The sequence below is a fragment of the Paraburkholderia sp. C35 genome, from assembly GCF_003121405.1.
GTDB lineage: Bacteria > Pseudomonadota > Gammaproteobacteria > Burkholderiales > Burkholderiaceae > Paraburkholderia.
Window position 1 is genome coordinate 1 of the sequence record NZ_QBUY01000051.1, and the last position, 24,462, is coordinate 24,462.

Sequence of the window (24,462 nt, forward strand, 5' to 3'; positions counted from 1 at the left end):
ATGGTGTTCAGCGGCTTTCTTTTGCCTACTTTTCTTTGCCGCTGCAAAGAAAAGTAGGTGCCGCCCCGCACAGGGGCGACGCATGAAGTACAGATACCAAATCGCGGACGCCAGCGAAACCAAACCCCGCCGACGCATCAATCCTGCTCGCTAACAGCCTTAATCAAATTATTCCGCAACGCGACAATCCCCTTCTGCATCTTGGCAAACTCATCCGACGTCAACCCACAGGCCTCCGTCAAATCCATACCAAACGCTTTCTCCCGCAGCTTCCGACCAGCCCTGGTCAAACTAACCCGAACTTGCCGCTCATCTTCAGGATCGCGCTGGCGCTCCAGATACCCCATCGCTTCGAGCTTCTTTAGAATCGGCGTCAACGTATTCGACTCGAGGAACAGCTTCTCCCCAAGACTGCTGACCGTCTGATGATCTTCTTCCCACAGCGCAATCACCGTAATGTACTGCGTATAAGTCAGCCCCAATTCCTCGAGAATCGGCTTGTAAGCCTTGCCAAAAGCCAGATTCGCCGAATAAACGGCAAAGCACAGGAAGTCGGCGAGTTTCGGATTCGAGTCTTCTGCCTTGGCGGTGGTCTTCATTTGCGTCCTCGTCAACACGAGACGGATGTCTCTACAGGAACGCATTGTACATCGCGTGCGATTTAATCGCAAAAGCTTGACATGGCGCCAAGGTTTCAGATATGCAGCGTCGGCGCGCTCAATACACGTCCCGCACGTAGCGCCGCTCTTTCGACATCGCGCCGACGTATTCTTCCGCGCGCTCCGCGCTCATCCCGCCATGCTGTGCGACAACGTCTTTCAGCGCAGCGTCGACATCCTTCGCCATCCGGCTCGCGTCGCCGCATACATAGAAGTGCGCGCCCTCTTCGAGCCACGTCCACAGTTGCGCGCCCTGCTCGCGCATCCGGTCCTGCACGTAGACCTTGTCAGCCTGATCCCGCGAGAACGCCAGATCGAGCCGCGTCAGCAAGCCGCTTTGCTGCATGCCTTCGAGTTCGTCGCGATAGTAGAAATCCGTGGCCGCGTGCTGCTCGCCGAAGAACAACCAGTTGCGACCCGTCGCGCCACGCGCGCTGCGCTCGTGCAGGAAGCCGCGGAACGGCGCGACGCCCGTGCCCGGCCCAACCATGATCATCGGCGTGTCGCCGCTGCGCGGCGGACGGAAATGCGCGGACTTCTGCACGACCACCGGCACGCTGACATCGTGCGCGCGATCCGCCAGAAACGTCGACGACACACCTTTGCGGTTGCGTCGTCCGTTGTTGTAGCGCACCGCCGCGACCGTCAGATGCACTTCGCCTGCATGTGCCTTCGGACTCGATGCAATCGAATAGAGGCGCGGCTGCAGACGCTTGAGCACACCGAGCAATTCGTTTGCCGACAGATCGGCGGGAAACTCGTGCAGCACATCGGCAAGTTGCTGGCCCCACAGCCATTGCTTCAGATCAGACTTGCGCTCTTCGGATAGCAGTTTCGCGAGCGCATCGTTGCGGCTGCGCGAAGCGATCAGTTGCAGCGCATCCATGCTCGGCCGCGCGATTTCATAGTGGTGCGTCAAGGCATCGGCGATCCGCATGTCGCCCACACCCGCCACATGCACGGGCGCATCCGCCTTCACACCCGACAGATCGATCAGTTCGTCGATCAGTTCCGGGCAATTCTTCGGCCATACGCCGAGCGCATCGCCGGCTTCGTATTCGAGGCTCGAATCGCCGATTGCAAGCGAGAAGTAGCGCGTGTCCTTCGATCCATTACGGTTCAGACGCAGATTCTCGACCAGCCGCGATTGCGCCGGACTCGCTTTCGATGGCGTCGCGCCCGGCAGCACGGCGGGAATCACGCCTTGCGCGGGCACTTCATACAGCGACGCATCGTCGGCCTTGATCTTCGCAATCACAGCTTCGAGCCACTTGTCGGCGGCCAGTTGAAAATCGGTGTCGCAATCGACCCGCGCATGCATGCGCTTCGCGCCGAGTTCGGAGAAGCGCGCATCGAGCTTGCGCCCATGGCCACAGAACTGGTCGTAGCTCGGATCACCGAACGCCAGCACTGCATACTGCTGATCCGCGAGGCGCGGCGCGCTGTCCGCCTGTAATGCATTCCAGAAGCTCTGACCGTTGTCGGGCGCATCGCCGTCGCCGAATGTGCTCGACATCAGCAGCACGTAGCGATGTTGCGCGAGCGCGGCAATCGGAAAGTCCGCCATACACGACATGCGGATCTCGAAGCCGGACTCCATCAATTGCGTCGCATATTGCTCGGTCAACGCTTCGATGTTGCCCGTTTGCGAGGCCCACAACAGCGCAACCTTCGGCCGTGGATGCGCGATACGCACGGCGGATGCGCCGTCCGTTGCGGGTGTTGTCATCGCGACAGGCATGGCCGGTTGCGGCTCAGCGCGGCTGAACAGTCCCGCCAGTACACCATCGAACCACACACGCGCCTGCGCAGATAGCGGCGCGCTCGCGGGCAACGTGGGCACACCACGCGCCTCACCCTGCGACGAACGCAAGCCGCTCACAAAACCCGCCATATAGAGCCGCGCGGCATCGTCCAGTGTCGGCGCGGGCGTGTCGGTGATGCCGAGCAAGGCGGCAAGAGCGTCGATGCGGGACATATCCAGTTCCTGTGGCTGACGGACGACGGCAGCAGGCATCTCCGTCGCGATTGCATTGGGTGCTTCGGTATCGTGCGGCAGCGTCTCGACCAGTGCCGCTTCCACGCGCGTCAGCGACACCGCGCAGAATTTCAGCTCGGGCTGCTGCGAGATCGCGTCGACGGCATCGCTCGTCACCGCGTTGATGCACAGGTCGTCGCCATACACGTCGTTCCAGTGCATCGGCGCAAAGCAGTTGCCGGGACGCACGCGCTCCGTGACGACGGCGGGCAGCACCGCGCGTCCACGGCGCGAGCGGACTTCGACGCGGTCCTTGTCGCGTACGCCAAGCGACGCCGCATCTTCCGGATGCAACTCGACGAAGGGCGCAGGGTTCAGCTTGTTGAGCATCGGCACCTTGCCCGTCTTCGTCATCGTGTGCCATTGATGTTGCAGACGTCCCGTGTTCAGCACGATGGGAAATTCCGCGCCCGGCATCTCGGCAGGATCGACATGCGGACGCGCAAAGAACATCGCCTTGCCGCTCGTGGTCGGAAATGCGAGCGCAGGGCGCGTGCCGTCGGGCAGCGTCTTCAGCGACTGACTGACGCCGTCGTTGATATAGCGCAGCGGATTGCGATCCGACGCAGCATCGGGCGCACACGGCCATTGCAGTGATGTTTCGCGCAAGCGTGCATGGCTCGCGCCGCGCAGGTCGTAGCCTGTTTTCGGATTCGACATGCGCGTGATTTCGTCGAACACGTCCGCTGCCGATGCATACGTGAACGCGTCCGCAAACCCCATCTCGCACGCAACGCGCGCGATGATCTGCCAGTCGGCGAGCGCGGCGCCTGGCGGCTCGATCGCCTGTTGCATCAGCGTCATGTTGCGCTCGGAGTTGATCATCACGCCTTCCGCCTCGGCCCAGAGCGCGCCTGGCAGCAGCACGTCGGCGTAGCGGTTGGTTTCCGTGTCGAGAAACGCATCCTGCGCGATCACCAGTTCGGCGGCCTGCAAACCGGCAATCACCGTCTGCCGGTTCGCCACGCTTGCCACCGGATTCGTGCAGATGATCCAGCATGCCTTGATGTCGCCCGCTGCCATGCGCGAGAACATATCGATCGTGCCGCCGCCGAGCTTCGTCGTGAGCGTGCCGCGCGGCACTTCCCACAGATCCTCGATGAACGCGCGGTCTTCTTCGACCAGCACCGAGCGCTGGCCCGGCAAGCCCGGACCCATATAGCCCATCTCGCGTCCGCCCATCGCGTTTGGCTGACCTGTCAGCGAAAACGGACCGCTGCCCGGACGACAGATCTTGCCCGTCGCCAGATGCAGATTGCAGATCGCGTTGGTGTTCCACGTGCCGTGCGTGCTCTGGTTCAGGCCCATCGTCCAGCAACTGATCCACTCGGGCGCGTCACCGATCCATTGCGCGGCCTGGCGGATCTCGGCTTCAGGAATACCCGTGATCGCAGCAACTTTCTCGGGCGTGTAATCGTCGAGGAACGCGGGCATCGCGTCCCAGCCGTCCGTGAACTGTGCGATGAATTGCGGGTCCGTGTGCCCGTTTTTGTGCAGCAGATGCAGCAGGCCATTGAGCAGCGCAAGGTCGGTGCCCGGCTTGATCTGCATGAACAGATTGGCTTTGTCGGCCGTCGTATTGCGGCGCGGATCGACGACGATCAGCTTCGCGCCCGCTTTCACGCGATCCATCATGCGCAGAAAAAGGATCGGATGACAGTCGGCCATGTTTGCGCCGATCACGAAGAACAGATTGGCCTTGTCGAAATCCTGATACGAGCCGGGCGGGCCGTCCGCACCCAGCGACAACTTATAGCCGCTACCCGCGCTCGCCATGCACAGCCGCGAATTCGACTCGATGTTATTGGTGCCGACAAAGCCCTTCGCGAGCTTGTTGACGAGGTACTGCGCCTCGATCGACATCTGGCCCGACACGTAGAACGACAGTGCATCGGGACCGTGCTCATCGAGAATCGCGCGCAGACGGCGAGCGGTGTCGGGAATCGCGAGATCGACGGGAACGGGAATGGGATCGGCGTCGCGCGTGCGGCGCTCGAATGCGCTTTCGAGGCGGCCGGACTTACGCAGCGCCACGTGCGCCGATTGCCCCTTCGTGCACAAACGCCCGTAGTTGGTCGGATGATCCTTGTCGCCCGAAATCTTGATGACCTGTCCGTCCTCGACGTGCAGCACCATCCCGCAGCCGACGCCGCAGTAGGGGCAAACCGTCTTGATGTTCTCGCACGTCATCGTCGGGATCTATCCGTCGTTCAGGCCGAAATCCACACACGCCCGTCTTCGACGCGCGCGGCAAACGCGCTGACGGACCTCTCAGGCGCTTCGAGACACTCGCCCGTGCGCAGATCGAAGTGCTGCTTATAGATCGGCGAAGCGACCACGACGCGCTCGCCAAGGCTGCCGATCAAGCCGCGCGACAGCACGGCCGCTTGCGAGTTGGGATCGAAGTTATCGATGGCGAAGACGCCGCCGCGCTCGCCTTCCACGCGAAACACGGCGACCTGCTCGCCGTTGACGAGCGCGCAGACGCCTGTGTTCGGCACGATATCGTCGAGTGCGCAGATGGACGTCCAGGTAGTCGGCAGACGGTCGTTGTTCATGTCGTGCTCCGTTCTATCGATGTGTGAATGAGTGCTTCAATCAAACCGTTTCAGCCGAATCTGCCGTCTGCTCGACCACGACAGGAATGCGAACAGGACGTTGCCGTTCTTCAGGCGTAGCAGGACGAATCTGGCCGCGCGTGGCGACGAAGCTGACGTTGTCGTCGGCGCTGTCGCTGTTGACGAAGTGACGGAAGCGCTTGCGCGTTTCAGGGTCCGTGACGGCCTTCTTCCACTCGCATTCGTAGGTGTCGACCACATGCTGCATTTCCGCTTCGAGTTCAGCGGCAATGCCGAGCTTGTCGTTGATGACGACGTCTCGCAGATACTCGAGGCCACCTTCGAGGCTTTCGCGCCAGACGCTCGTGCGTTGCAGGCGGTCTGCCGTGCGCACGTAGAACATCAGGAAGCGATCGATATAGCGGATCAGCGTCTCGCGATCCAGGTCCGATGCGATCAGTTCGGCATGGCGCGGTTTCATCCCGCCGTTGCCGCACACGTACAGATTCCAGCCCTTATCGGTTGCGATGATGCCGACGTCCTTGCCTTGCGCTTCCGCGCACTCGCGCGTGCAGCCCGACACCGCGAATTTCAGCTTGTGCGGCGAACGCAGGCCCTTGTAGCGGTTTTCGATGTCGATAGCGAGGCCGACGGAATCGTCGACACCATAACGGCACCACGTCGAACCCACGCACGATTTCACCGTGCGCAGCGACTTGCCGTACGCGTGACCCGACTCGAATCCGGCGGCAATCAGCTCTTCCCAGATCGACGGCAACTGCTCGACACGCGCGCCGAACAGATCGACGCGTTGCCCGCCCGTGACCTTCGTATAAAGACCATACTTCTTTGCCACCTGGCCGACGGCGATCAGACCGTCCGGCGTCACCTCGCCGCCCGGCATGCGCGGCACGACGGAGTACGTGCCGTCGCGCTGGATATTCGCGAGGTAGTAGTCGTTCGTGTCCTGCAGGCTCGCGTGTTCCTTCTTCAGCACGAACTCGTTCCAGCACGACGCGAGAATGCCGGCGACAGCGGGCTTGCAGATATCGCAGCCAAGGCCGTGGCCATGTTTGTCGAGCAGCGCACCGAAGGTCTCGATACGTTCGACGCGAACGATGTGATACAACTCCTGGCGCGAGAACGGGAAGTGCTCGCACAGATGATTGTTGACGGCGAGACCCTGCTTCTTCATCTCGGCCTTCATCACCTGCGTGACGAGTGGCACGCAGCCGCCGCATGCCGTCCCTGCTTTCGTCGCGCTCTTCACATCGCCGATCGTCGTCGCGCCAGCGCATACCGATGCGCAGATCGCGCCCTTCGAGATGTTGTTGCACGAACAGATCTGCGCGCCGTCGGGCAACGCATCGACGCCGAGTGCCGGTTTGGCGTTGCCATCGGCTTGCGGCAGGATCAGAAATTCCGGCGATTCCGGCAACTGGATGCGGTTCAGCATCATCTGCAGCAGCGTGCCGTATTCGCTTGCGTCGCCAACCATCACGCCGCCGAGCAGATACTTGCCGCAATCGGACACAACCAGCTTCTTGTAGACCTGCTTGCGCTCGTCGCTGAACTGATACGTGCGGCTGCCTGCCGTCGCGCCGTGCGCATCGCCGAGACTTGCGACGTCCACGCCCATCAGCTTGAGCTTCGTGCTCATGTCCGCGCCTGCGAACGCGGCATCCGCATCGCCTAGCAACTGCTTCGCCGTCACGCGCGCCATGTCATAACCAGGCGCCACGAGACCGAAAATCTGCCCGTTCCACAGCGCGCATTCGCCGATCGCATAGATGTCGGCATCACTCGTGCGGCACTGGTTGTCGATCACGATCCCGCCGCGCGGGCCGACTTCCAGACCGCTCGACCGCGCGATGTCGTCGCGTGGACGGATACCGGCGGAGAACACGATCATGTCGGTGTCGAGATGGCTGCCGTCGGCGAACTGCATGCGGTGCGTGCCATCTTCACCATCGACGATCTCCAGCGTGTTCTTCTGCGTATGCACCGTCACGCCGAGTTCTTCGATCTTGCCGCGCAGCATCTTGCCGCCGCCATCGTCAACCTGTACGGCCATCAGGCGCGGTGCGAATTCGACCACGTGCGTATCGAGGCCGAGATCGCGCAACGCCTTCGCGCATTCGAGACCCAGCAAACCGCCCCCCACGACAACGCCCGTTTTCGAGCGCGCGCCGCACTCCTGCATCGCTTCGAGATCTTCGATGGTGCGATAGACGAAGCAGTCCTTCCGATCCTTGCCGGGCACGGGCGGCACGAATGCATACGCTCCGCTGGCGATCACGAGTTTGTCGTACGACAGTGTTTCACCCGTCGAGGTCGTCACCGTGTGTGCGTCGCGATCGATCGATACGGCTTTCGCATTCAGGCGCAACACCATGTCGTCGCGCTCGAAGAAGCCGGGCGCGACCAGCGAGAGATCGTCTGCCGACTTGCCCGAGAAGAACTCTGACAGATGCACGCGATCGTAGGCGGCGCGCGGCTCCTCGCACAGCACGGTGATATCGAGGCGTGCGGCGCTTTGTTCCGCGAGGCATTCGAGCAGTTTGTGGCCGACCATGCCGTGGCCGATAACGATGACTTTCATGTCGCCGATCCTGTCAGAGAGGGGATGCGTTGATTTAATTCGTTGCGCCGAACGCGGCTTCGCGCGCGCTGTGCTCGGCGGAAAAGCGCACGGCCACCGCGCAGATCGCCGATGCCAGCACGAGGCCGCCAAGCGTCATCAGCGTTTGATGCAGGTCGCCCATGCCTTTCGCGAGAAAGCCTGCCGCCACTGCACCGACATTGCCGCCCGCGCCGACGATGCCCGCCACGCCGCCGAGCGCCTTGCGGTCGATGAACGGCACCAGTGCGTAGGTCGCGCCACACGCCATATGCGTGAAGAGACCGAACACCAGCATCGCGAGCACGGCGAGCGCCGCGTGGCTCGCTTGCGAGAACAGCAACAGGCCCGCGCCTTCGCCGGCGATCAGCACGAACAGCAGCATCGAGCGCGCCGACAGACCGCGATGCTTCGCGCCCCAGTCCGACAGCAGGCCGCCAAGCGGACGCGCAACAATCGCGAGCAGGCCAAAACTGCCCGCAGCGAAACCGGCGTCGCGCAGCGAGAGCTGGAAGTGATCGACGTAGTAGATCGCCGCGACGTTGTGAATGAACACTTCGACGCCGAAGCACGCGGCATAGGTGACGAACAGCATCCACACGCGATAGTTGCGCGACGCCGTGAGCAGGCTCGCCCAGCCGCCTTTCTTGCCGCTATCGATGGTGATGCCGCGTGCACGCAGCGCACTGAAGTTACCTTGCGGGCAGTCTTGCGTGTAACGCCAGTAGAGCGACGCCATCACGGGCATCGCGAGGCCCGGCAGGACCAGCGTGAGCCGCCATGCATCGCCATTGCCTGCGCCGAGCGCGACGATGCCCGCGAGCATCAACGGCACGAAAATCTGCGCGGCGCCTGCGCCCGCGTTGCCCCAACCCGCGCTCGTTGCGTTCGCCGTGCCGACCACGTTCGGCGCGAACATCACCGACGTGTGGTACTGCGTGATCACGAAGCTCGCGCCGACTGCGCCGATGCCGAGCCGGCACAGCAGGAAGGTGGTGTAGTCGTGCGCGAGCGCGGCGCCGAGCACGGGTAGCGCGCCCAGCGTCATCAACGCAACGTAGACCTTGCGCGGACCGAAGCGGTCGCACATCGGTCCGACGATCAGACGCACCAGAATCGTGATGGCGACCGCTGCGATGTTGATGTTGGCCACCTGATCGGCGGTGAGATGAAACTCCTGCTTGATGAGCGGCATCAGCGGCGCGCACGCGAACCACGCGAAAAAGCAGACGAAGAACGCCATCCACGCGAAGTGGAAAGCGCGCATCGCGGGCGTGCGCCAGTTCAGCAGATCGATCGAGGTGGCTTTGTCGGTCATGTTTCCGGGCCTGTAAACGACTACGGCGTCCCGCGAATCGGGTGCGAGACCAGATTCAGGGGACGCCGTTGTCCAAAATTCGTCAGTGCTTGGGGATGCTGCTGTGCGGCTCGTCGTTGAGCCGCTGCGTGATGACTAAGGCAAGGTGTGTGCCATCTGTGTTGCGACGGGCGCAGAGGCTTGTGGGGAGCGGGTTTGCGGGGGTTCTGCCGCTAGCGCGGCGGTATGCGCCGCTGATTCACGATGAGGCTTCGTGGCACTTTACTGGTGCAGCGCAGCACTGTGGGCGCGCGCCCGCCACAGACTAGCTGTCGCTACCGGGCGCGCTGGTTTGAGTCCAGTTCAAAGGTGCTTCGGTCGCGATTTTCAGCCGTCCCAGCAATTCAGGGTGGGCTTTGCCGTGACATAGCAGCGCCATGCCGCCAAGTTTGCGTGCGTCCTCGTCCGTGATCGGGTCGACAGAGTGTTCAGATGCGTCGGGCGGTACGGTCATAACAAGGGCGTTATCGATTGCCCCTTGAACCGCCGAACGCGATACCAGACAAAACTTGATTTGAGCCGTTGTCTCATCATAGAAACTGACGAAAGCCACTTCGTTGTTCATCAATACCCCCGGCAAATCTGATAATTGGAGAACGCGCGCCGCGTGCACTCCGCGAAAGTACGCGGGTCGCGGTACATCGCACCGATCATGTCACACGCCATCATGTCGCGCTCGTATTGGCCAAAACACTCGCTTTCCTGCTCTTCGCTGACTCCGCGCGCTGCTATCGTTAAAACGTCTGCGTCTGTTGCTGTTGACCTGGACTCGACAGGGTGGAAGTCGAACGCCACTGCAGTGGCATCCCACGCAGCGCCGCTGCTGTTTGCGCTTGAGGCTGCCATCTCCGCACGCGCCGCCTTCAACTGCGCTTCCCACGTGGAGGGATCATACGGGCCGCGCAACACCGGTTCGCCGTTTAACGTCAGCAGACCCGGACCAGCCTTTTCAAAAGCCGCCCATTTCCCTCGCCCATATTCTCCAATGCCACTGAAGCCACCCGTACCAGACGAAGGCCATTTTTCAGGCGCCGGATTGGGCCGCATCACGCGCGGCAACGCGCGCCATTCCCTGTTGATGACCGGCACGAGTTGTCCGGAAGTCACCGCGCCAGTCAGCGCCCGCCGGATACCTTCGTTATCAACGGGCAAATGCCAATGCGCGACACTCAGAACTTCGGTCAGGAACGATCGCACCACGTCGAGTTCACGCACGCCAGTCACCGTGTGCAGATCCGAACGAGGCCGAAAATACCGCTCGAAATCGCGCTTGTCCCGTTCCCTTAGCCGACGCGCATCTTCTTCCCTATCGCGGCCTTCCGACCAACCGTTCGACTGCGCTCTCAGCCGGTCGCGCTCTACATCACGGTACTGCGCCGCACGGTACAACGTACATTGCCACCCGTTCTCCAGCGGCACATCGAGCGTATTCCATTGCATAGATATCCGAACCGATGTCGATAGAACAGGCGGATATATCTAGCATGGAGACCCGGCCAATCTGTAAAACTTCGTCGCACCACCGCAAGCCCACTACTGGCGCAACCAACCCTACGTTTCCCGCGCCGCCCTCAATTCCCCCGCAATAAAATCCACAAACGTCCGTATCCGCGCCGACATCTGATGCCGTTGCGAATACACCGCGAAAATATCGGCGCTCGGCGTCTCGTAAGCAGGCAGCACCTGCACCAGACGCCCATCAGCGAGATATTCGTTGATATCCCACTCCGCGCGCATCAGGATGCCGTGCCCTTCGAGCGCCCACTTCACGGCAATCTCGCCATCATTCGTGGTCAGATTGCCGTTGATGCGCACCGACTCCGTCTTGCGTGCCGCGCCGCGTCCCGTCGTCAGCCGCCACACGCCATACGCTTCATCGCCCTGGCGTATGCCGATGCAGTTGTGCCGCACGAGTTCATGCGGCGCGAGCGGCATCCCATACCCGGCCACATACGAAGGCGCCGCGCACAACAGTCGCCGGTTCGGCGCAAGCCGGCGCGCGATCACGCGGCTATCGGGCGGTTCGCCAAACCGGATGCAGACATCGAACGCATCGTCGGTCAGCGGCGGCGGCGTGACGGACAACTGCAACTGCACCGCAACCTGCGGATAGCGATTCACGAACCGCGAAATCGCCGGTGCAACATGACTGCGGCCGAAGCCAAGCGTCGCATTCACCCTCAGCAATCCCTTGGGGCTTTTCTTCGCGCTGCCCAGCAACTCCGACAACGCATCGATTTCATCCAGAATGCGCCGCGCGTGCTCCAGATACACCTCGCCTTCGGGCGTCAGCATCATGCGGCGCGTCGTGCGGTTGACGAGCGGCACGCCCGCGCGCTGCTCCATCTGCGTCAGACGCTTGCTGACGGCGGCGGGCGTCAGCCCGAGTTCGCGCGCCGCCGCGCTCAGGCTGCCGGACGCCGCCAGCGTCGAAAAAAAGCTCAGATCGGTCGGTTGAACGGTGTCGGTCACGGCTCGATTTGTGAACCGAAGTTAAAGATGCTTTGAGTCTAGCACCGGTTACGGCGTTCGCAGTTAGGTAAAGTCGGCTCCATTCCAAACAGATTGAAGGAGCGAGACATGAAGACCTACCGTATTGCGACGATCCCCGGCGACGGCATCGGCAAGGAAGTGGTGCCCGCAGGCAAGGAAGTGCTCGAAGCGCTGGCGCGCACCAGCAACGGCTTCCAGTTCGAATTCGAGAACTTCGACTGGGGCGCCGATTACTACCGCCAGCACGGCGTGATGATGCCCGCCGACGGCCTCGACGCGATCCGCAACAAGGACGCGATCCTGTTCGGCTCGGCAGGCGATCCCGACGTGCCCGATCACGTGACGCTGTGGGGTCTGCGCCTGAAAATCTGCCAGGGCTTCGATCAGTACGCGAACGTGCGGCCGACGCGCATCCTGCCCGGCATCGATGCGCCGCTCAAGCGTTGCACGCCCGAAGATCTGAACTGGGTGATCGTGCGAGAGAATTCCGAAGGCGAATATTCCGGTGTGGGCGGCCGCGTGCACCAGGGCCACCCGATCGAAGCGGCAACGGATGTCTCCATCCTCACGCGCGCCGGCGTCGAACGCATCATGCGCTTCGCGTTCCGTCTCGCGCAGTCGCGCCCTCGCAAATTGCTGACCGTCATCACGAAGAGCAACGCGCAGCGTCACGCCATGGTGATGTGGGACGAAGTCGCGCTGCAGGTTTCGAAGGAATTCCCCGACGTCAAATGGGACAAGGAACTCGTCGATGCATCGACGGCGCGCATGATCAATCGCCCTGCCTCGCTCGACACCATCGTCGCCACCAATCTGCACGCCGACATCCTCAGCGATCTCGCCGCCGCGCTCGCAGGCAGCCTCGGCATTGCGCCGACGGGCAACATCGACCCCGAGCGCCGCTATCCGTCGATGTTCGAACCGATCCACGGTTCTGCCTTCGACATCATGGGTAAAGGACTCGCGAATCCGATCGGCACGTTCTGGTCGGTGGTGATGCTGCTGGAACATCTCGGCGAATTCGACGCCGCGAAGCGCGTGATGAGCGCCATCGAAACCGTCACGGCAGCTGAGTCGCTGCATACGGGCGATCTCGGCGGCAAGGCGACGACAGCGCAAGTGACGGCGGCTGTCTGCGCGCTGGTCGAGAAGGTGGCGGTCGCGGCATAACGCTCCGCAAGTCCTTTGTCTCACGGCAAAGGCGACACCAGCGGGCGCGCGCTCATGCAACGCGCGCCCACACGGCTGCACGCACACAACTACAACTGACCCGCACACGACTGACGGGCAGACGACGCGTGCAGCCTGGATTGTCCGGCACAGCCCGGATCAACCTCCAAGGAGGAGACACATGCAACCGGAACTCGAAACGCGGGTATCGCGCAAGCTCATGTGGCGGATCATTCCGTTCGTGATGCTGCTCTACTTCGTCAGTTTTCTCGATCGCGTCAACGTCGGCTTCGCGGCGATGACGATGAACAAGGCCATCGGCTTGTCGCCGACTGCGTTCGGGCTGGGAGGCGGCCTGTTCTTCATCGGCTACTTCCTGTGCGAAGTGCCGTCCAATCTCATTCTTCATCGCGTCGGCGCAAGAATCTGGATTGCGCGCGTGATGGTGACGTGGGGTATCGTCTCCGCCATCTCCGCATTCGTGGTCGGGCCAACCAGTTTTTATGTGCTGCGCTTCTTGCTGGGCGTGGCGGAAGCGGGCTTCTTCCCCGGCATCATTCTCTATCTGAGCCTGTGGTTTCCGATGAAGCAGCGCGCCGTCGCGGCTGCGTGGTTCATGGCGGCCGCACCGATCTCGACGGCGATTGGTTCGCCGTTGTCGGGCGCGATCATGCAGTTGCCGCCGATGTTCGGACTCGCGGACTGGCAGATGCTGTACATCATCGAAGCCGTGCCTGCCGTACTGCTTGGCTTCGTCGTGCTCAGGTTCCTCACGGACAGCCCGTCGAAGGCTGCCTGGTTGAACGCGGAAGAGCGCGACTGGCTCATCGCGAAACTCAAGTCGGAAGCCGATGCCCGCAAGTCGCATGCAGGCCACACGGCGGGCGCATTGAGTGCGTTGCGCGACCCGCGTGTGCTGGCGCTGGCGCTGATCTACTTCGGCACGTCGGCGGGTCTGTATACGCTTGGGCTGTGGGCGCCGCTCATTATTCGCCAGTTCGGCTTCACCGCGTTCGAAACGGGCTTGCTCAACGGTATTCCGAGCATCCTCGCCGTCGTTGCGATGATTCTGTGGGCGAAGCATTCGGACCGCAGCGAGGAACGCACCTGGCACGTCGTGATTCCGTGTGCGCTTGCATGCGCCGGCTTCATCTTCGCGGGACAGGCCGGTACGGCGCTGTTCGTGGTGCTGGCCCTCGTGGTGGTCAATGTCGGCATCAGCGCAGCCAAGGCACCGTTGTGGGCCATGCCGAGCATGTTCCTCTCGGGAGCCGGCGCAGCCGCAGGCATCGCGATGATCAACTCGCTGGGCAACCTTGGAGGATTCGTCGGGCCGTTCGTGATTGGCTGGCTGAAGAACGTCACGGGTGGCTATGCGGCGGGTCTGTACGTCGTGGCGGCAACGCTTGCCCTGTCGGCTGTCGTGACGCTGCTGCTAAGCCGCAAAGCGGCTCAGCCGGTGGCAACGCAGATGACGCATGATCACTGAGGATCGCTGACACGACAACACCAAGACGGGGGATCATACGGTCCCCCGTCACAAACGCGAATCCCGAACCCGTTTCATCCGTTGCTTGTCTGGCCAGATCAACGGCCCAGTTTTCTGATTTTTGCCTTCCCATCACCGAATGCCTTGCGCGCCGTTCCGGCCGCCTGCTGCAAATCGCCCTTCAGTTGTTGCGTGCGATTGCCCGTCGCCTTGCCGACGACCTCATTGAGCTTACCCTTCATCTGCTGCGCGACACCCTTGACCTGATCGCGGTTCATGTCCGTCTCCCTGTTGATCGGCGCCAGCGCGCCATCGGAGACGTTGATACGCAATTCACGCGCCAGCACGTGTCGCAGCACGCAACAGCACGTCAGCAGCGCCAGACGCACGCATCTTCGTGACAACACGCGGGTAACTTATACCCACGCGTGTCCACTTAGATCCGCGCCTTGCACCGCATCATTCGACACCGGCTTCAACCTGCTGCGCCGCCCAGGTCTGCAGTTCTTCAGCAGAAACGGCTGGCGAATACAGAAAGCCTTGCAATTCATCGCAACCGATACTGCGCAAGGTGTGAGCTTCATCTTCGCTTTCGACGCCTTCCGCCACCACGCGCAAGCCCAGTTCATGTCCAAGCTCGATGATCGCCTTGATCACAGCGAGATCGGCGGGCGCATCGAGCATGTCGCTCACGAACGCACGATCGATCTTCAAACGATCGAGCGGGAAACGGTTCAGATAACTGAGGCTCGAATAGCCGGTGCCGAAATCGTCGAGCGAGAGTTTCACGCCCAGCGCGCGTATCGCGCGTATCGCGTCGAGATAGTTCTCCGCGCTGTCCATCAGCACGGTCTCGGTGATCTCGAGTTCCAGCCGCTGCGGCGCGACACCATGCGTCGTGAGCGCGCGCCGCAACGTATCGACGATATCCGCATCGCGCAACTGGATCGCCGAGAGGTTGATCGACATGCGCAGTTCGCCCATCTCATCATCGCGCCAACGCGCGAGTTGCCGGCATGCTTCATTGATCACCCATGCGCCGATGGGAATGATCAGCCGCGTTTCTTCTGCAATGGGGATGAACTGCGCCGGACTCACCACGCCGAGTTGAGGATGGGTCCAGCGCAACAGCCCTTCGACACTCACCAGCGCTCCCGTTTGCGCATCGAGACACGGCTGATACGCGAGCCGCAATTCGTGCCGCTCGATAGCCGTGCGCAGGCACGCTTCGAGCGCGAGCCGTTGACGCGCGCGCTCGGCCATATCCGGCGAGAAGAACTTGGCGAGATTGCGCCCCGCTGCTTTCGCCTGATACATCGCGGCGTCGGCGTTCTGCATCAGCGTTTCGATGTCCGTGCCGTCGTCGGGATACAGCGCCACGCCCGCGCTGCACGCCACCTGCAAGGTGACGCCGCCAATCGCATGCGGCTCGCGTACCAGCGGCAGCAGACGTTCGTCGATGGTGCGCGCGACATCGGCGGCGCTGCCCACGTCCGTGAGTATCATCGTGAACTCGTCGCCGCCCAGGCGGCTCACGGTATCGCCGCTGCGTACGGCCTGCACGAGTCGCCGCGACACCGAACGCAGCAGGCCATCGCCGATATGATGACCAAGCGAATCATTGATGTCCTTGAAGCGGTCGAGATCGATGAACAGCACGGCGACGCGCTGCTGCGCATGCTTCGCCTGTTCCAGCGCAACACCCAGCCGCCTGGTGAACAGCGCACGGTTCGGCAGTTCCGTCAGCACGTCGTGCTCGGCGAGAAACTCGATGCGCGCTTCGCTCTTCTTGCGGTCGGTGATGTCAATCAGCGTGCAGATGTAGTGCGACACGCTGCCGCGCTTGTCGCGCACCGCGCTGATCATCAGCCACGCCGGATAATCACCGCCCTGACGGCGGCGAATCTGCGCTTCGCCATTCCATGAGCTCGAACGGTCGACCAGTGTGGCGAGCGCCGTGATCATGGCGCCGCCATTCGCGCCCGCCACGATGAACGCAGGCGGCTTGCCGGCGATATCTTCCATGCGATAGCCCGTCGCACGATAGAACGACGCGTTGGCCGTCAGCAGACGCCTTTCCTGATCGAGATTCAGGATCGCCTCCGACGACGCCTCGAACACCTTCGCCCACAGTTCGAGCCGCTGCTCCATCAGCTTGATCTGGTTGATCGGCGTGAAGGCCGTCAGCACCGCGTCGCGGCCCTGGAAATTCAGCCGCCGCGCGGACAGCATCGCCCAGGTCGGCTCGGTGCTGGCCTTCCAGCGCACTTCGAATTCATCGACGGCATCGCGGTCCGACAACTGCTGGAAGAAGCGCGCGCGCACCGCCGAATCGAGGCCGTAGGCCCATGGGTCGGTGGTGCAGCCATTGAGCCAGTACAGCGCGGGCTGGTTCGCGTGCAGCACTTCGTGACCGGGCACGGCTGTCACCATCATCGGCACCGGCGTCGATTCGACCAGCGCATGCTGTGCCGCCGCTGCACGGGCCGTCGCGGCGAGTTCCTTTTGTACGTCGCGCTCGCGATCGAGCTGTTCCAGCATTTCGTTGAAGCCGCGCACCAGCTGGCCGATTTCATCCTGGCTGTGCCAGTCCGCGCGCACGGTGTGATCGCCCGTTCTGCGCACGGTGTCCATCACGCGCGCAAGCTGGCGCAGCGGTCGCGAGATCTGCTGCGCAACGAAGTAGACCATGCACAGAATGCTGCACAACAGAAACAGCGCCGTGCCCAGATGCAGCCACATGCGCGAAAAAAGGCCGCGCACGCGCGCATGCAACAGGCCATCGAGCTGGTCCCCCGTGCTGCGCCACGTGTCGCGCACACTGGCGACCAGCGTTTGCTGTTGCACGTCGACAATCGACAGCAGCGCCGGATCGACCTCGCCATTGCTGTCGATCACGATACGCGCCGCGTGCCGGTACGATTCGACCGCCGTGAGCATGCGCGACATCGCGGGCCCGAGCGCCGAGTCGAGCGCGTGGTTGGCGGCACCCGCTTCCGAGAAGTCGGAACGCAAACCTTGCAGCACGGCATCGAGCTGGCCTTCGAGCACGAGATAACGCGTGCGCAGTTCGTCATGCGAGCGTACCGTGTGCACGCCTTCGTGCAACTGCCGGCCAATGCGGTTCACGGACTCGAGCAATGCCGGATAGCGCAAGATCGACAGCGACATCGCGTAGTAGCTGTCGAGATCGGGATCGAGAATCAGGTTCGACTGGTTGCCGACGCGCGTCACCAGTTCGCGGCAGGCTTCGAGCGCTTCGTTGATCTGCGCAGCCGTGGGCTGCGCTTCGCGGGTCAACACGTCGAGCGCGGCACGCACGCGGGTGTTCAATGCCGCGCTTTCCAGATGGGCGCCGTAGCGCGCCTCCGTGCTGGCAAGGTCCGTCTGCGCGTTTTTCAGGCGCGCCACGGATGGCCGCTGTCCCGCGCCTGCCATCGCGACATCGATCAGCGCATCGCTGACAGTCGCGATGTAGGCGTTGCCCACGATCTCCTTGTTAGAGAAATCGATCGAAATGTACTTCTCGTGAATCAGAATGCCGCTGATATACACCACTGCCGTCAGATCGAGCAGATAGATCAGCAGCAGTTTGCGTCCCACACGCAGACGCGCAAGCAGGCGGAAGAATGGATTGCGCTTCATGGCAGGCGCGCCGCCGCGCACGACATCGAACGAGTCACACCGCACTCCCGGTCAGTAGAAGGAGAAGATCTGGTTTGCGCGCCCTGATGAAGCCGCTCGCCACTACGGCATATCGGCGCGTTGTTTCGCGACTTTAGCGTTTGCTGAATAATCCCCGCGACGGTGCGCCGATGCATTGCGCAGGTGCAGAAAACACGGGCTTTTGCAGCGTTTCGCACCAAGCCATGTCACGCGTCGGGTGGTTTGGCGAAGCAGCAGCGAGCCTACGCAAGACGTGGTCCGAGCATTCGTCGACAGCGGCGCGAAACCGGTTTTGGCGGCATGATATGCATTCAGTCGATATAGCCTCGGCAAGGAGACGCGATGATCGGAACGTCCGACACGGCGCATGGTTTCATCGTCCGCACGATGAACGCCGATGAAGTGAATCTGACGATCGAATGGGCGGCGCGCGAAGGCTGGAATCCGGGCCTGCACGACGCGAACTGCTTTCGCGCTGGGGATCCCGATGGCTTTTTTATCGGCGAATTGCACGGTGAACCGGTCGGTTCGATTTCGGCAGTTGCGTACGACGGGCAATTCGGCTTTATCGGCTTGTATATCGTCAGGCCGGAGTTTCGCGGACAGGGACTCGGCTTGCGCATCTGGCAGCACGGCATCGCGTATCTCGGCCAGCGCAACATCGGACTCGATGGCGTGGTCGCGCAACAGGCGAACTACAGGAAGTCGGGTTTTGAGCTTGCGTACAGGAACATACGCTTTCAGGGCATCGCAGAAGCGGGCGCGACGAATGGGCCGTCGCTAGTCGATGCGCGTAGTGTGCCTTTCGATCGACTCGCCGCATATGACTCGCAGTTCTTCCCCGCGCCGCGTGAAGCGTTTTTGCACGCGTGGTTCAATCAACCAGAAGCCGTTGCGCTCGCAAGCGTCGTGGACGGCCAGCTACGCGGCTATGGCGCGCTGCGCCGCTGCCGTGAGGGGCGCAAGATCGGCCCGCTGTTCGCCGACGACGCACAAACAGCCGAAACACTCTTCACCGCGCTCGCCGCGCATTGCCCCGGCGAAACAGTCGCGCTCGATGTGCCTGAACTCAACAGTGCAGCCGTTGCGCTCGCCGAACGGCATCGATTGACGAGCGTGTTCGAAACGGCGCGCATGTACACGAAGCGCGCGCCGGATATACCGCTCGCGCGGCTTTATGGCGTGACGTCGTTCGAACTGGGCTGACGCATCAATGCTTCGGATCGTAGCGATACACGCCGTGCCCCGTCTTGCGGCCCAGACGTCCCGCTGCCACCAGTTCGCGCAACAGCGGACAGGCGCGATACTTCGAGTCGCCGAAATCCTTCAGGAATACGTCCATCACCGACAGGCACACGTCCAGACCGATCAGGTCCGCGAGCGCGAGCGGCCCGATCGGATGATTCGCGCCGAGACGCATGCCCGCATCGATCTCTTCCGCTGAAGCAATGCCTTCCGCCAGCACGAAGAAGGCTTCATTGATCATCGGCACGAGAATGCGGTTCACCACGAAGCCGGGCGCGTTCTTCACGCTCACCGGCGTTTTGCCGAGACGCCCGGTCAGTTCGCGCACCGCGCTGGCCGTGTCGTCGCTGGTCTGCACGCCGCGAATCACTTCGACCAGCGGCAGCAACGGCACCGGGTTGAAGAAGTGCATGCCGACGAAACGTTCCGGCTTGCCGATCGTCGCGGCCAGCGCCGTGATCGAAATGGATGACGTGTTCGACGCGATGATCGTCTCGCCGCTCACGACCGATTCGATCTGCCGCAAGATGCGGATCTTGAGTTCTGCGTTTTCCGTCGCCGCCTCGACAACGAGATCGACGCCCGCGAGGCGCTGGTAGTCCGTCGACGTTTCGATGCGCGTCAGCGCGGCATCGCGCGCCGCCGCTTCGATCTTGCCCTTCTCGACGAGCTTCGCGAGGCTCGACGTCAGCGTCGCCACGCCCTTTTCGAGCGCCGCGTCCGTCACGTCGATCAGCACGACCTTCAACCCCGCCACAGCCGATACCTGCGCGATGCCATTGCCCATCGTGCCCGCGCCGATGATGCCGATGGTTTCGATCTTCGTTGCCATTGCTGCTCCTTTCTCCTGAATGATGTCGAGTTATCCGGTGCGCTGCAGTGCACCATGAACGATACGATACCTGTTTCTTGTGCCACGCCGTGTGAAATCCGGGTGGCAACCTGTCGCACGGTCCGCACGGCGCGCGGCGGGCGGATATATCATCGGAGACCTGTCATTGAAGGCTCTGCCATGCAGCCCGTCGATCTGAACCCCAAGCGCAAACGCGAGAACCCGCTCGTGTGGATTTTCGAGCCGCTCGAACGCGATCCCGAGTACGCGCGCGAACGGTTTTTCAACTTCCAGGCGGCGTATCTGGATGGGCTGCTGTATCTCGCCGTGGCCACCGGCAAGGAACCATGGAACGGGCTGGCCGTCTGCACGTCGCACGACCGGCAAGCGGGTCTGCTCGATGAGTATCCCGTGCTCGCGCCGCATCCCGTGCTGGGCAAGTGGCTGTATGTGTCGCAGACGCATCCCGAGTTCGAGACGGTTGCGCATGCGATGGTCGAACTCGCGCGCCAACGCGATCCACGCATGGGTGTGCTGCCGGGCAAGCAAAAGCGTTCGCCTGATGTGATCGATATGAAGTCTTCGTCGCGGAAGAAAAAGACCTCTTAGCGCTCGCGGTAACCTGGACGGGCGTTATGCTCGGCGCCTACCTGCTTTGCTGAATTTGCCGCCGAAGGCGTTCGCGGTGACGCAGAAACGGCAGACCGGTAGTTGCGTTTTTGATCGAACGAAAAGGCGCTCTGAGCACCGCCTCGCTTACTTCCACCCTTCCAGCCTCAGCGTCGCGCGCACCAGCCGCTGCTCTTCCTGCTCGATTTCCTGCAAGCTCTCGCGTACGCCATTGATGTGCTCCGCCGCTGCGCGAAACGCCTGCTCGGGTAGCTTCCCCGTCACCGCGTTGTACAGGCGCGCATGCTGCCGGTCGATCCGCTTGCGATGCGGCTGCCGGTGATAAAGATTGTTCACGGACGCAAACACCGAACTCAGCAGCAGTTCCGTCAGCGAGCGCAGCGTGTGCACGAGCACGGGGTTGTGCGACGCCTCGCAGATCGCGAGATGAAACGCGTGATCGAGACGCGCGTGTGTGGCCGGATCGGTTTCAGCATCGTGCGCGGCGAGCATTTCCTCGTAGCGGCGCGTGATCATCATGTAATCGGCGGGTGTGCCGCGCAGTGCAGCCAGACGCGCCGATTCCGCCTCGAGCATGCCGCGCACTTCGAACAGGTCGTAGAGCGTGCGCGGTTGCGAAGCGAGCAGATGCATCAACGGCGATTGCGGCGGCTGCGCTGTGAGATTCGCGACGAATGAACCCTTGCCGTGCGCCGTGTCGATGATGCCCCGCGCGCGCAGCAGCTTCAGCCCCTCGCGCAGTGCCGTTCTGGACACGCCGAGCTTGTCGGTCAGGCGGCGCTCCGATGGCAACGCTTGCCCCGATCTCAGCACGCCGTCGACGATCAGCCTTTCTATACGCTCGGCCACCACATCGGCGATCTTGCGATCGGACTGTTGGGCCGCGCTTTCGGTATCGGAAATCACTGGTATGACCACTTGAATAACGGGTTCTGGATAAGGCCGATAATAGCGCGGATTCCCTTCCTGTGCGGGGTAGAACTGGATTTTCCTCATCTTCTGCCAGCTAAAAAACTGGTACGACCACTTACCTGATCCATCGACATCGCCATACGAAACGGGAACAATCGGCGGCTATACGGATAAGCGATGCGCGCGGCCACATCCGCGCGCCTACGGAGACGCCCCATGAGCTATTCCTACGATGAACGGATCGACGGCCCGCTTCCTTCGCACGATAAGGCCGCGCTGGTAGCCGAGCTACGGCGTCTCGTGCCCTCCCTGCAACTGCTGCACGACAAGGAAGATCTGCGCCCATTCGAATGCGACGGCCTGGCCGCCTATCGCACGACGCCGATGATGGTCGCGCTGCCCGACTCGATCGAACAGATAGAGGCGCTGCTGAAGTTCGCCGCGGCGCGCAAGGTGCCCGTGGTCGCGCGTGGTGCGGGGACGGGTTTGTCGGGCGGCGCGCTGCCGCTCGAACAGGGCATCCTGCTCGTGATGGCGCGCTTCAACCGCATCCTGCACATCGACCCTGAGGCATCGATTGCACGCGTGCAGCCTGGCGTGCGCAATCTCGCGATCTCACAAGCGGCTGCAGTACACGGTCTCTACTATGCGCCCGATCCGTCGTCGCAGATTGCCTGCTCGATTGGCGGCAATGTCGCTGAAAATTCGGGCGGCGTGCATTGCCTGAAATACGGCCTGACCGTGCACAACATCCTGAAGCTCGACGTGCTGACCATCGAAGGCGAACGGCTGACGATCGGCTCCGAAGCGCTCGACTCGCCCGGCTTCGATCTGCTCGCACTGCTCACGGGTTCCGAAGGCATGCTCGGCATCGTCACGGAAATCACGGTGAAACTGCTGACAAAACCGCAAAGCGCCAAGGTGCTGCTCGCGAGCTTCGACGACGTCGAAAAAGCGGGCGCGGCCGTCGCGCAGATCATCGGTGCGGGCGTGATTCCGGGCGGCCTCGAAATGATGGACAACCTCGCCATCCGTGCCGCCGAAGACTTCATCCACGCGGGCTATCCCGTCGATGCCGAAGCGATCCTGCTATGCGAACTCGATGGCGCCGAAGCCGATGTGCAGGAAGATTGCGATCGAGTCGGCGCGTTGCTGCGCGAAGCGGGCGCGACCGAGATCCGCATCGCGAGGGACGAAGCCGAGCGCCAGCGCTTCTGGGCCGGCCGCAAGAACGCGTTCCCCGCCGTGGGCCGCATCTCGCCCGACTACTATTGCATGGACGGCACGATTCCCCGCCGCGAACTCGCACGCGTGTTGCGCGGCATTGCGGATCTGTCGAACGAATATGGCTTGCGCGTGGCCAACGTCTTTCATGCGGGCGACGGCAACATGCATCCGCTGATTCTGTTCGACGCCAACACGCCCGGCGAAACGGAGCGCGCCGAAACACTCGGCGCGAAGATACTCGAACTGTGCGTTGAAGTGGGCGGCAGCATCACCGGCGAGCACGGCGTCGGACGCGAGAAGATCAATCAGATGTGCGTGCAGTTCAGCAGCGAGGAACTCACGCTGTTCCATTCGCTGAAGGCTGCGTTCGATCCCGACGGCCTGCTCAATCCCGGCAAGAGCGTCCCCACGCTGCATCGTTGCGCGGAGCACGGTGTCATGCACATTCATCGCGGCAAGCTGCCGTTTCCCGAACTGGAGCGCTTCTGATGCGACGCGAATTCGATTCGATGGACGACAGCGCGCGTCTCATCGCACAAGTGCAGCACGCAATTGCACAGCACACGCCATTGCGCATTCGCGGCAGCGACAGCAAGCGCAATCTCGGGCGCGAGGTCGAAGGCGAAGAACTCGACACGCGCTCGCATCGCGGCATCGTCGCGTATGACCCGACGGAACTCGTGATCACCGCGCGCGCGGGCACGCCGCTCGCCGAACTGCACACCGCACTCGACGATGCCGGCCAGATGCTGCCCTGCGAGCCGCCGCTGTTCGCCGGCAAGGGCACGCTCGGCGGTGCCGTCGCAAGCGGACTGTCGGGTCCGCGCCGCCCGTGGGCGGGGTCGATGCGCGACTTCGTGCTCGGCTGCCGCGTGATTACCGGCGACGGCGATCATCTGCGTTTTGGTGGGCAGGTGATGAAGAACGTCGCGGGCTATGACATGTCGCGTCTGCTTGCGGGCAGCTTCGGCACGCTTGGCGTCTTGACGGAAGTGTCGTTGAAGGTGCTGCCGAAGCCGCGCGAGCGCCGCACCTTCGCACTCGAACTCGGCTGCGACGATGCAATGCGCGAACTGTCGGCGTGGCGCAAGGCCGCGCTGCCCGTGAGCGGCGCCTGTTATGTCGATGGCCATTTGCATGTGCGGCTCGAAGGCGGGAGTGGATCGGTGAAGTCGGCTGTGGAGCGGATCGGCGGAGAGGAGCTCGACTGCGCGTTCTGGGACACGTTGCGCGATCACCGGCTGCCGTTCTTCGCGGATACACGTCCGCTGTGGCGCCTGTCGTTGCCGAACGCCACGCCGCTACTGCCCTTGCCCGGCGAGACGCTGATCGACTGGGCGGGCGCGCAACGCTGGCTCAAGAGCGATGCAGCGGCGGCCGACATCCGTCAGCTTGCGCACGCGGCAGGCGGTCATGCGACCTGCTTCACGCCGTCGCCCGAACGCGAGCCGTTCCAGCCGCTCGCGGCGCCGCTGCTGCGCTATCAGCAACAACTGAAACGCCGCCTCGACCCGAATGGCGTGCTCAACCCTGGCCGCCTGTACGCCACTATCTGACGCGAGCGCG

Annotated in this window: 18 protein-coding genes; 6 read left to right on the forward strand and 12 right to left on the reverse strand. The window is 62.6% G+C overall.

What is annotated here, in order from left to right; all coding sequences use genetic code 11:
* Positions 1-137 precede the first annotated feature (137 nt).
* From DK391_RS25770 to DK391_RS25805, 8 genes are all read right to left on the reverse strand, one after another.
* Entirely contained in the window at positions 138-599 is a 462-nt protein-coding gene (locus DK391_RS25770; protein WP_109480833.1) for a MarR family transcriptional regulator, read from the reverse strand.
* A 118-nt stretch (positions 600-717) separates the two neighbouring features.
* Positions 718-4,887, reverse strand: a complete 4,170-nt coding sequence (locus DK391_RS25775; RefSeq protein WP_109480834.1) for a bifunctional nitrate reductase/sulfite reductase flavoprotein subunit alpha — start codon at positions 4,885-4,887, stop codon at positions 718-720.
* Between the two features lie 20 nt (positions 4,888-4,907).
* Positions 4,908-5,255: a nitrite reductase small subunit NirD gene (gene nirD / locus DK391_RS25780; protein ID WP_109480835.1), complete on the reverse strand. Its 348-nt coding sequence runs from the start codon at positions 5,253-5,255 to the stop codon at positions 4,908-4,910.
* A 40-nt stretch (positions 5,256-5,295) separates the two neighbouring features.
* Positions 5,296-7,857, reverse strand: a complete 2,562-nt coding sequence (gene nirB / locus DK391_RS25785; RefSeq protein ID WP_109480836.1) for a nitrite reductase large subunit NirB — start codon at positions 7,855-7,857, stop codon at positions 5,296-5,298.
* 34 nt (positions 7,858-7,891) lie between these two features.
* Entirely contained in the window at positions 7,892-9,193 is a 1,302-nt protein-coding gene (locus tag DK391_RS25790) for an MFS transporter (protein WP_109480837.1), read from the reverse strand.
* 304 nt (positions 9,194-9,497) lie between these two features.
* Positions 9,498-9,797: a hypothetical protein gene (locus DK391_RS25795; RefSeq protein WP_239482951.1), complete on the reverse strand. Its 300-nt coding sequence runs from the start codon at positions 9,795-9,797 to the stop codon at positions 9,498-9,500.
* Positions 9,797-10,447 (reverse strand): hypothetical protein, encoded by a 651-nt coding sequence (locus DK391_RS25800; RefSeq protein ID WP_204117436.1) that lies wholly within the window; start codon positions 10,445-10,447, stop codon positions 9,797-9,799. Before DK391_RS25800 ends, DK391_RS25795 begins: the two co-directional genes overlap by 1 nt.
* A gap of 336 nt (positions 10,448-10,783) precedes the next feature.
* Positions 10,784-11,704, reverse strand: a complete 921-nt coding sequence (locus tag DK391_RS25805; RefSeq protein ID WP_109480839.1) for a LysR substrate-binding domain-containing protein — start codon at positions 11,702-11,704, stop codon at positions 10,784-10,786.
* Positions 11,705-11,812: 108 nt separating this feature from the next.
* Here DK391_RS25805 and DK391_RS25810 point away from each other — a divergent pair, with 108 nt between their 5' ends.
* Both DK391_RS25810 and DK391_RS25815 read left to right on the forward strand, forming a co-directional pair.
* The gene (locus DK391_RS25810) at positions 11,813-12,895 is read left to right on the forward strand and encodes a tartrate dehydrogenase (protein ID WP_109480840.1); all 1,083 of its coding nucleotides are present in this window, start codon (positions 11,813-11,815) and stop codon (positions 12,893-12,895) included.
* A 181-nt stretch (positions 12,896-13,076) separates the two neighbouring features.
* Positions 13,077-14,384, forward strand: a complete 1,308-nt coding sequence (locus DK391_RS25815; protein WP_109480841.1) for an MFS transporter — start codon at positions 13,077-13,079, stop codon at positions 14,382-14,384.
* Positions 14,385-14,482: 98 nt separating this feature from the next.
* On the opposite strand, the gene DK391_RS25820 is transcribed toward DK391_RS25815, so the two are convergent.
* Both DK391_RS25820 and DK391_RS25825 read right to left on the reverse strand, forming a co-directional pair.
* Positions 14,483-14,662, reverse strand: a complete 180-nt coding sequence (locus DK391_RS25820; RefSeq protein ID WP_109480876.1) for a CsbD family protein — start codon at positions 14,660-14,662, stop codon at positions 14,483-14,485.
* A 181-nt stretch (positions 14,663-14,843) separates the two neighbouring features.
* Positions 14,844-18,029: an EAL domain-containing protein gene (locus DK391_RS25825; RefSeq protein ID WP_109480877.1), complete on the reverse strand. Its 3,186-nt coding sequence runs from the start codon at positions 18,027-18,029 to the stop codon at positions 14,844-14,846.
* Positions 18,030-18,392: 363 nt separating this feature from the next.
* Here DK391_RS25825 and DK391_RS25830 point away from each other — a divergent pair, with 363 nt between their 5' ends.
* Positions 18,393-19,256: a GNAT family N-acetyltransferase gene (locus tag DK391_RS25830; RefSeq protein WP_109480842.1), complete on the forward strand. Its 864-nt coding sequence runs from the start codon at positions 18,393-18,395 to the stop codon at positions 19,254-19,256.
* A 4-nt stretch (positions 19,257-19,260) separates the two neighbouring features.
* Here the strand turns inward: DK391_RS25830 and DK391_RS25835 are convergent, their stop codons facing one another.
* Positions 19,261-20,127, reverse strand: coding sequence for a 3-hydroxybutyryl-CoA dehydrogenase (locus DK391_RS25835; protein WP_109480843.1), 867 nt, complete (start codon positions 20,125-20,127; stop codon positions 19,261-19,263).
* Between the two features lie 180 nt (positions 20,128-20,307).
* Here DK391_RS25835 and DK391_RS25840 point away from each other — a divergent pair, with 180 nt between their 5' ends.
* Positions 20,308-20,736 carry a hypothetical protein gene (locus DK391_RS25840; protein WP_109480844.1) on the forward strand — a complete coding sequence of 143 codons (429 nt, stop codon included), beginning with the start codon at positions 20,308-20,310 and terminating at the stop codon, positions 20,734-20,736.
* Positions 20,737-20,883: 147 nt separating this feature from the next.
* On the opposite strand, the gene glcC is transcribed toward DK391_RS25840, so the two are convergent.
* Positions 20,884-21,675 carry a transcriptional regulator GlcC gene (gene glcC / locus DK391_RS25845; protein ID WP_109480878.1) on the reverse strand — a complete coding sequence of 264 codons (792 nt, stop codon included), beginning with the start codon at positions 21,673-21,675 and terminating at the stop codon, positions 20,884-20,886.
* A gap of 210 nt (positions 21,676-21,885) precedes the next feature.
* Here glcC and glcD point away from each other — a divergent pair, with 210 nt between their 5' ends.
* Entirely contained in the window at positions 21,886-23,385 is a 1,500-nt protein-coding gene (glcD, locus tag DK391_RS25850; protein ID WP_109480845.1) for a glycolate oxidase subunit GlcD, read from the forward strand.
* Positions 23,385-24,452: a glycolate oxidase subunit GlcE gene (gene glcE, locus DK391_RS25855; RefSeq protein ID WP_109480846.1), complete on the forward strand. Its 1,068-nt coding sequence runs from the start codon at positions 23,385-23,387 to the stop codon at positions 24,450-24,452. Before glcD ends, glcE begins: the two co-directional genes overlap by 1 nt.
* The last annotated feature ends 10 nt before the right edge of the window (positions 24,453-24,462 follow it).

Coding starts and splice junctions, on each gene's coding strand:
- DK391_RS25770 (WP_109480833.1), bottom strand. CDS start 599: ATGAAGACCACCGCCAAGGCAGAAGACTCGAATCCGAAACTCGCCGAC.
- DK391_RS25775 (WP_109480834.1), bottom strand. CDS start 4,887: ATGACGTGCGAGAACATCAAGACGGTTTGCCCCTACTGCGGCGTCGGC.
- nirD (WP_109480835.1), bottom strand. CDS start 5,255: ATGAACAACGACCGTCTGCCGACTACCTGGACGTCCATCTGCGCACTC.
- nirB (WP_109480836.1), bottom strand. CDS start 7,857: ATGAAAGTCATCGTTATCGGCCACGGCATGGTCGGCCACAAACTGCTC.
- DK391_RS25790 (WP_109480837.1), bottom strand. CDS start 9,193: ATGACCGACAAAGCCACCTCGATCGATCTGCTGAACTGGCGCACGCCC.
- DK391_RS25795 (WP_239482951.1), bottom strand. CDS start 9,797: ATGAACAACGAAGTGGCTTTCGTCAGTTTCTATGATGAGACAACGGCT.
- DK391_RS25810 (WP_109480840.1), top strand. CDS start 11,813: ATGAAGACCTACCGTATTGCGACGATCCCCGGCGACGGCATCGGCAAG.
- DK391_RS25815 (WP_109480841.1), top strand. CDS start 13,077: ATGCAACCGGAACTCGAAACGCGGGTATCGCGCAAGCTCATGTGGCGG.
- DK391_RS25820 (WP_109480876.1), bottom strand. CDS start 14,662: ATGAACCGCGATCAGGTCAAGGGTGTCGCGCAGCAGATGAAGGGTAAG.
- DK391_RS25825 (WP_109480877.1), bottom strand. CDS start 18,029: ATGAAGCGCAATCCATTCTTCCGCCTGCTTGCGCGTCTGCGTGTGGGA.
- DK391_RS25830 (WP_109480842.1), top strand. CDS start 18,393: ATGATCGGAACGTCCGACACGGCGCATGGTTTCATCGTCCGCACGATG.
- DK391_RS25835 (WP_109480843.1), bottom strand. CDS start 20,127: ATGGCAACGAAGATCGAAACCATCGGCATCATCGGCGCGGGCACGATG.
- DK391_RS25840 (WP_109480844.1), top strand. CDS start 20,308: ATGCAGCCCGTCGATCTGAACCCCAAGCGCAAACGCGAGAACCCGCTC.
- glcD (WP_109480845.1), top strand. CDS start 21,886: ATGAGCTATTCCTACGATGAACGGATCGACGGCCCGCTTCCTTCGCAC.
- glcE (WP_109480846.1), top strand. CDS start 23,385: ATGCGACGCGAATTCGATTCGATGGACGACAGCGCGCGTCTCATCGCA.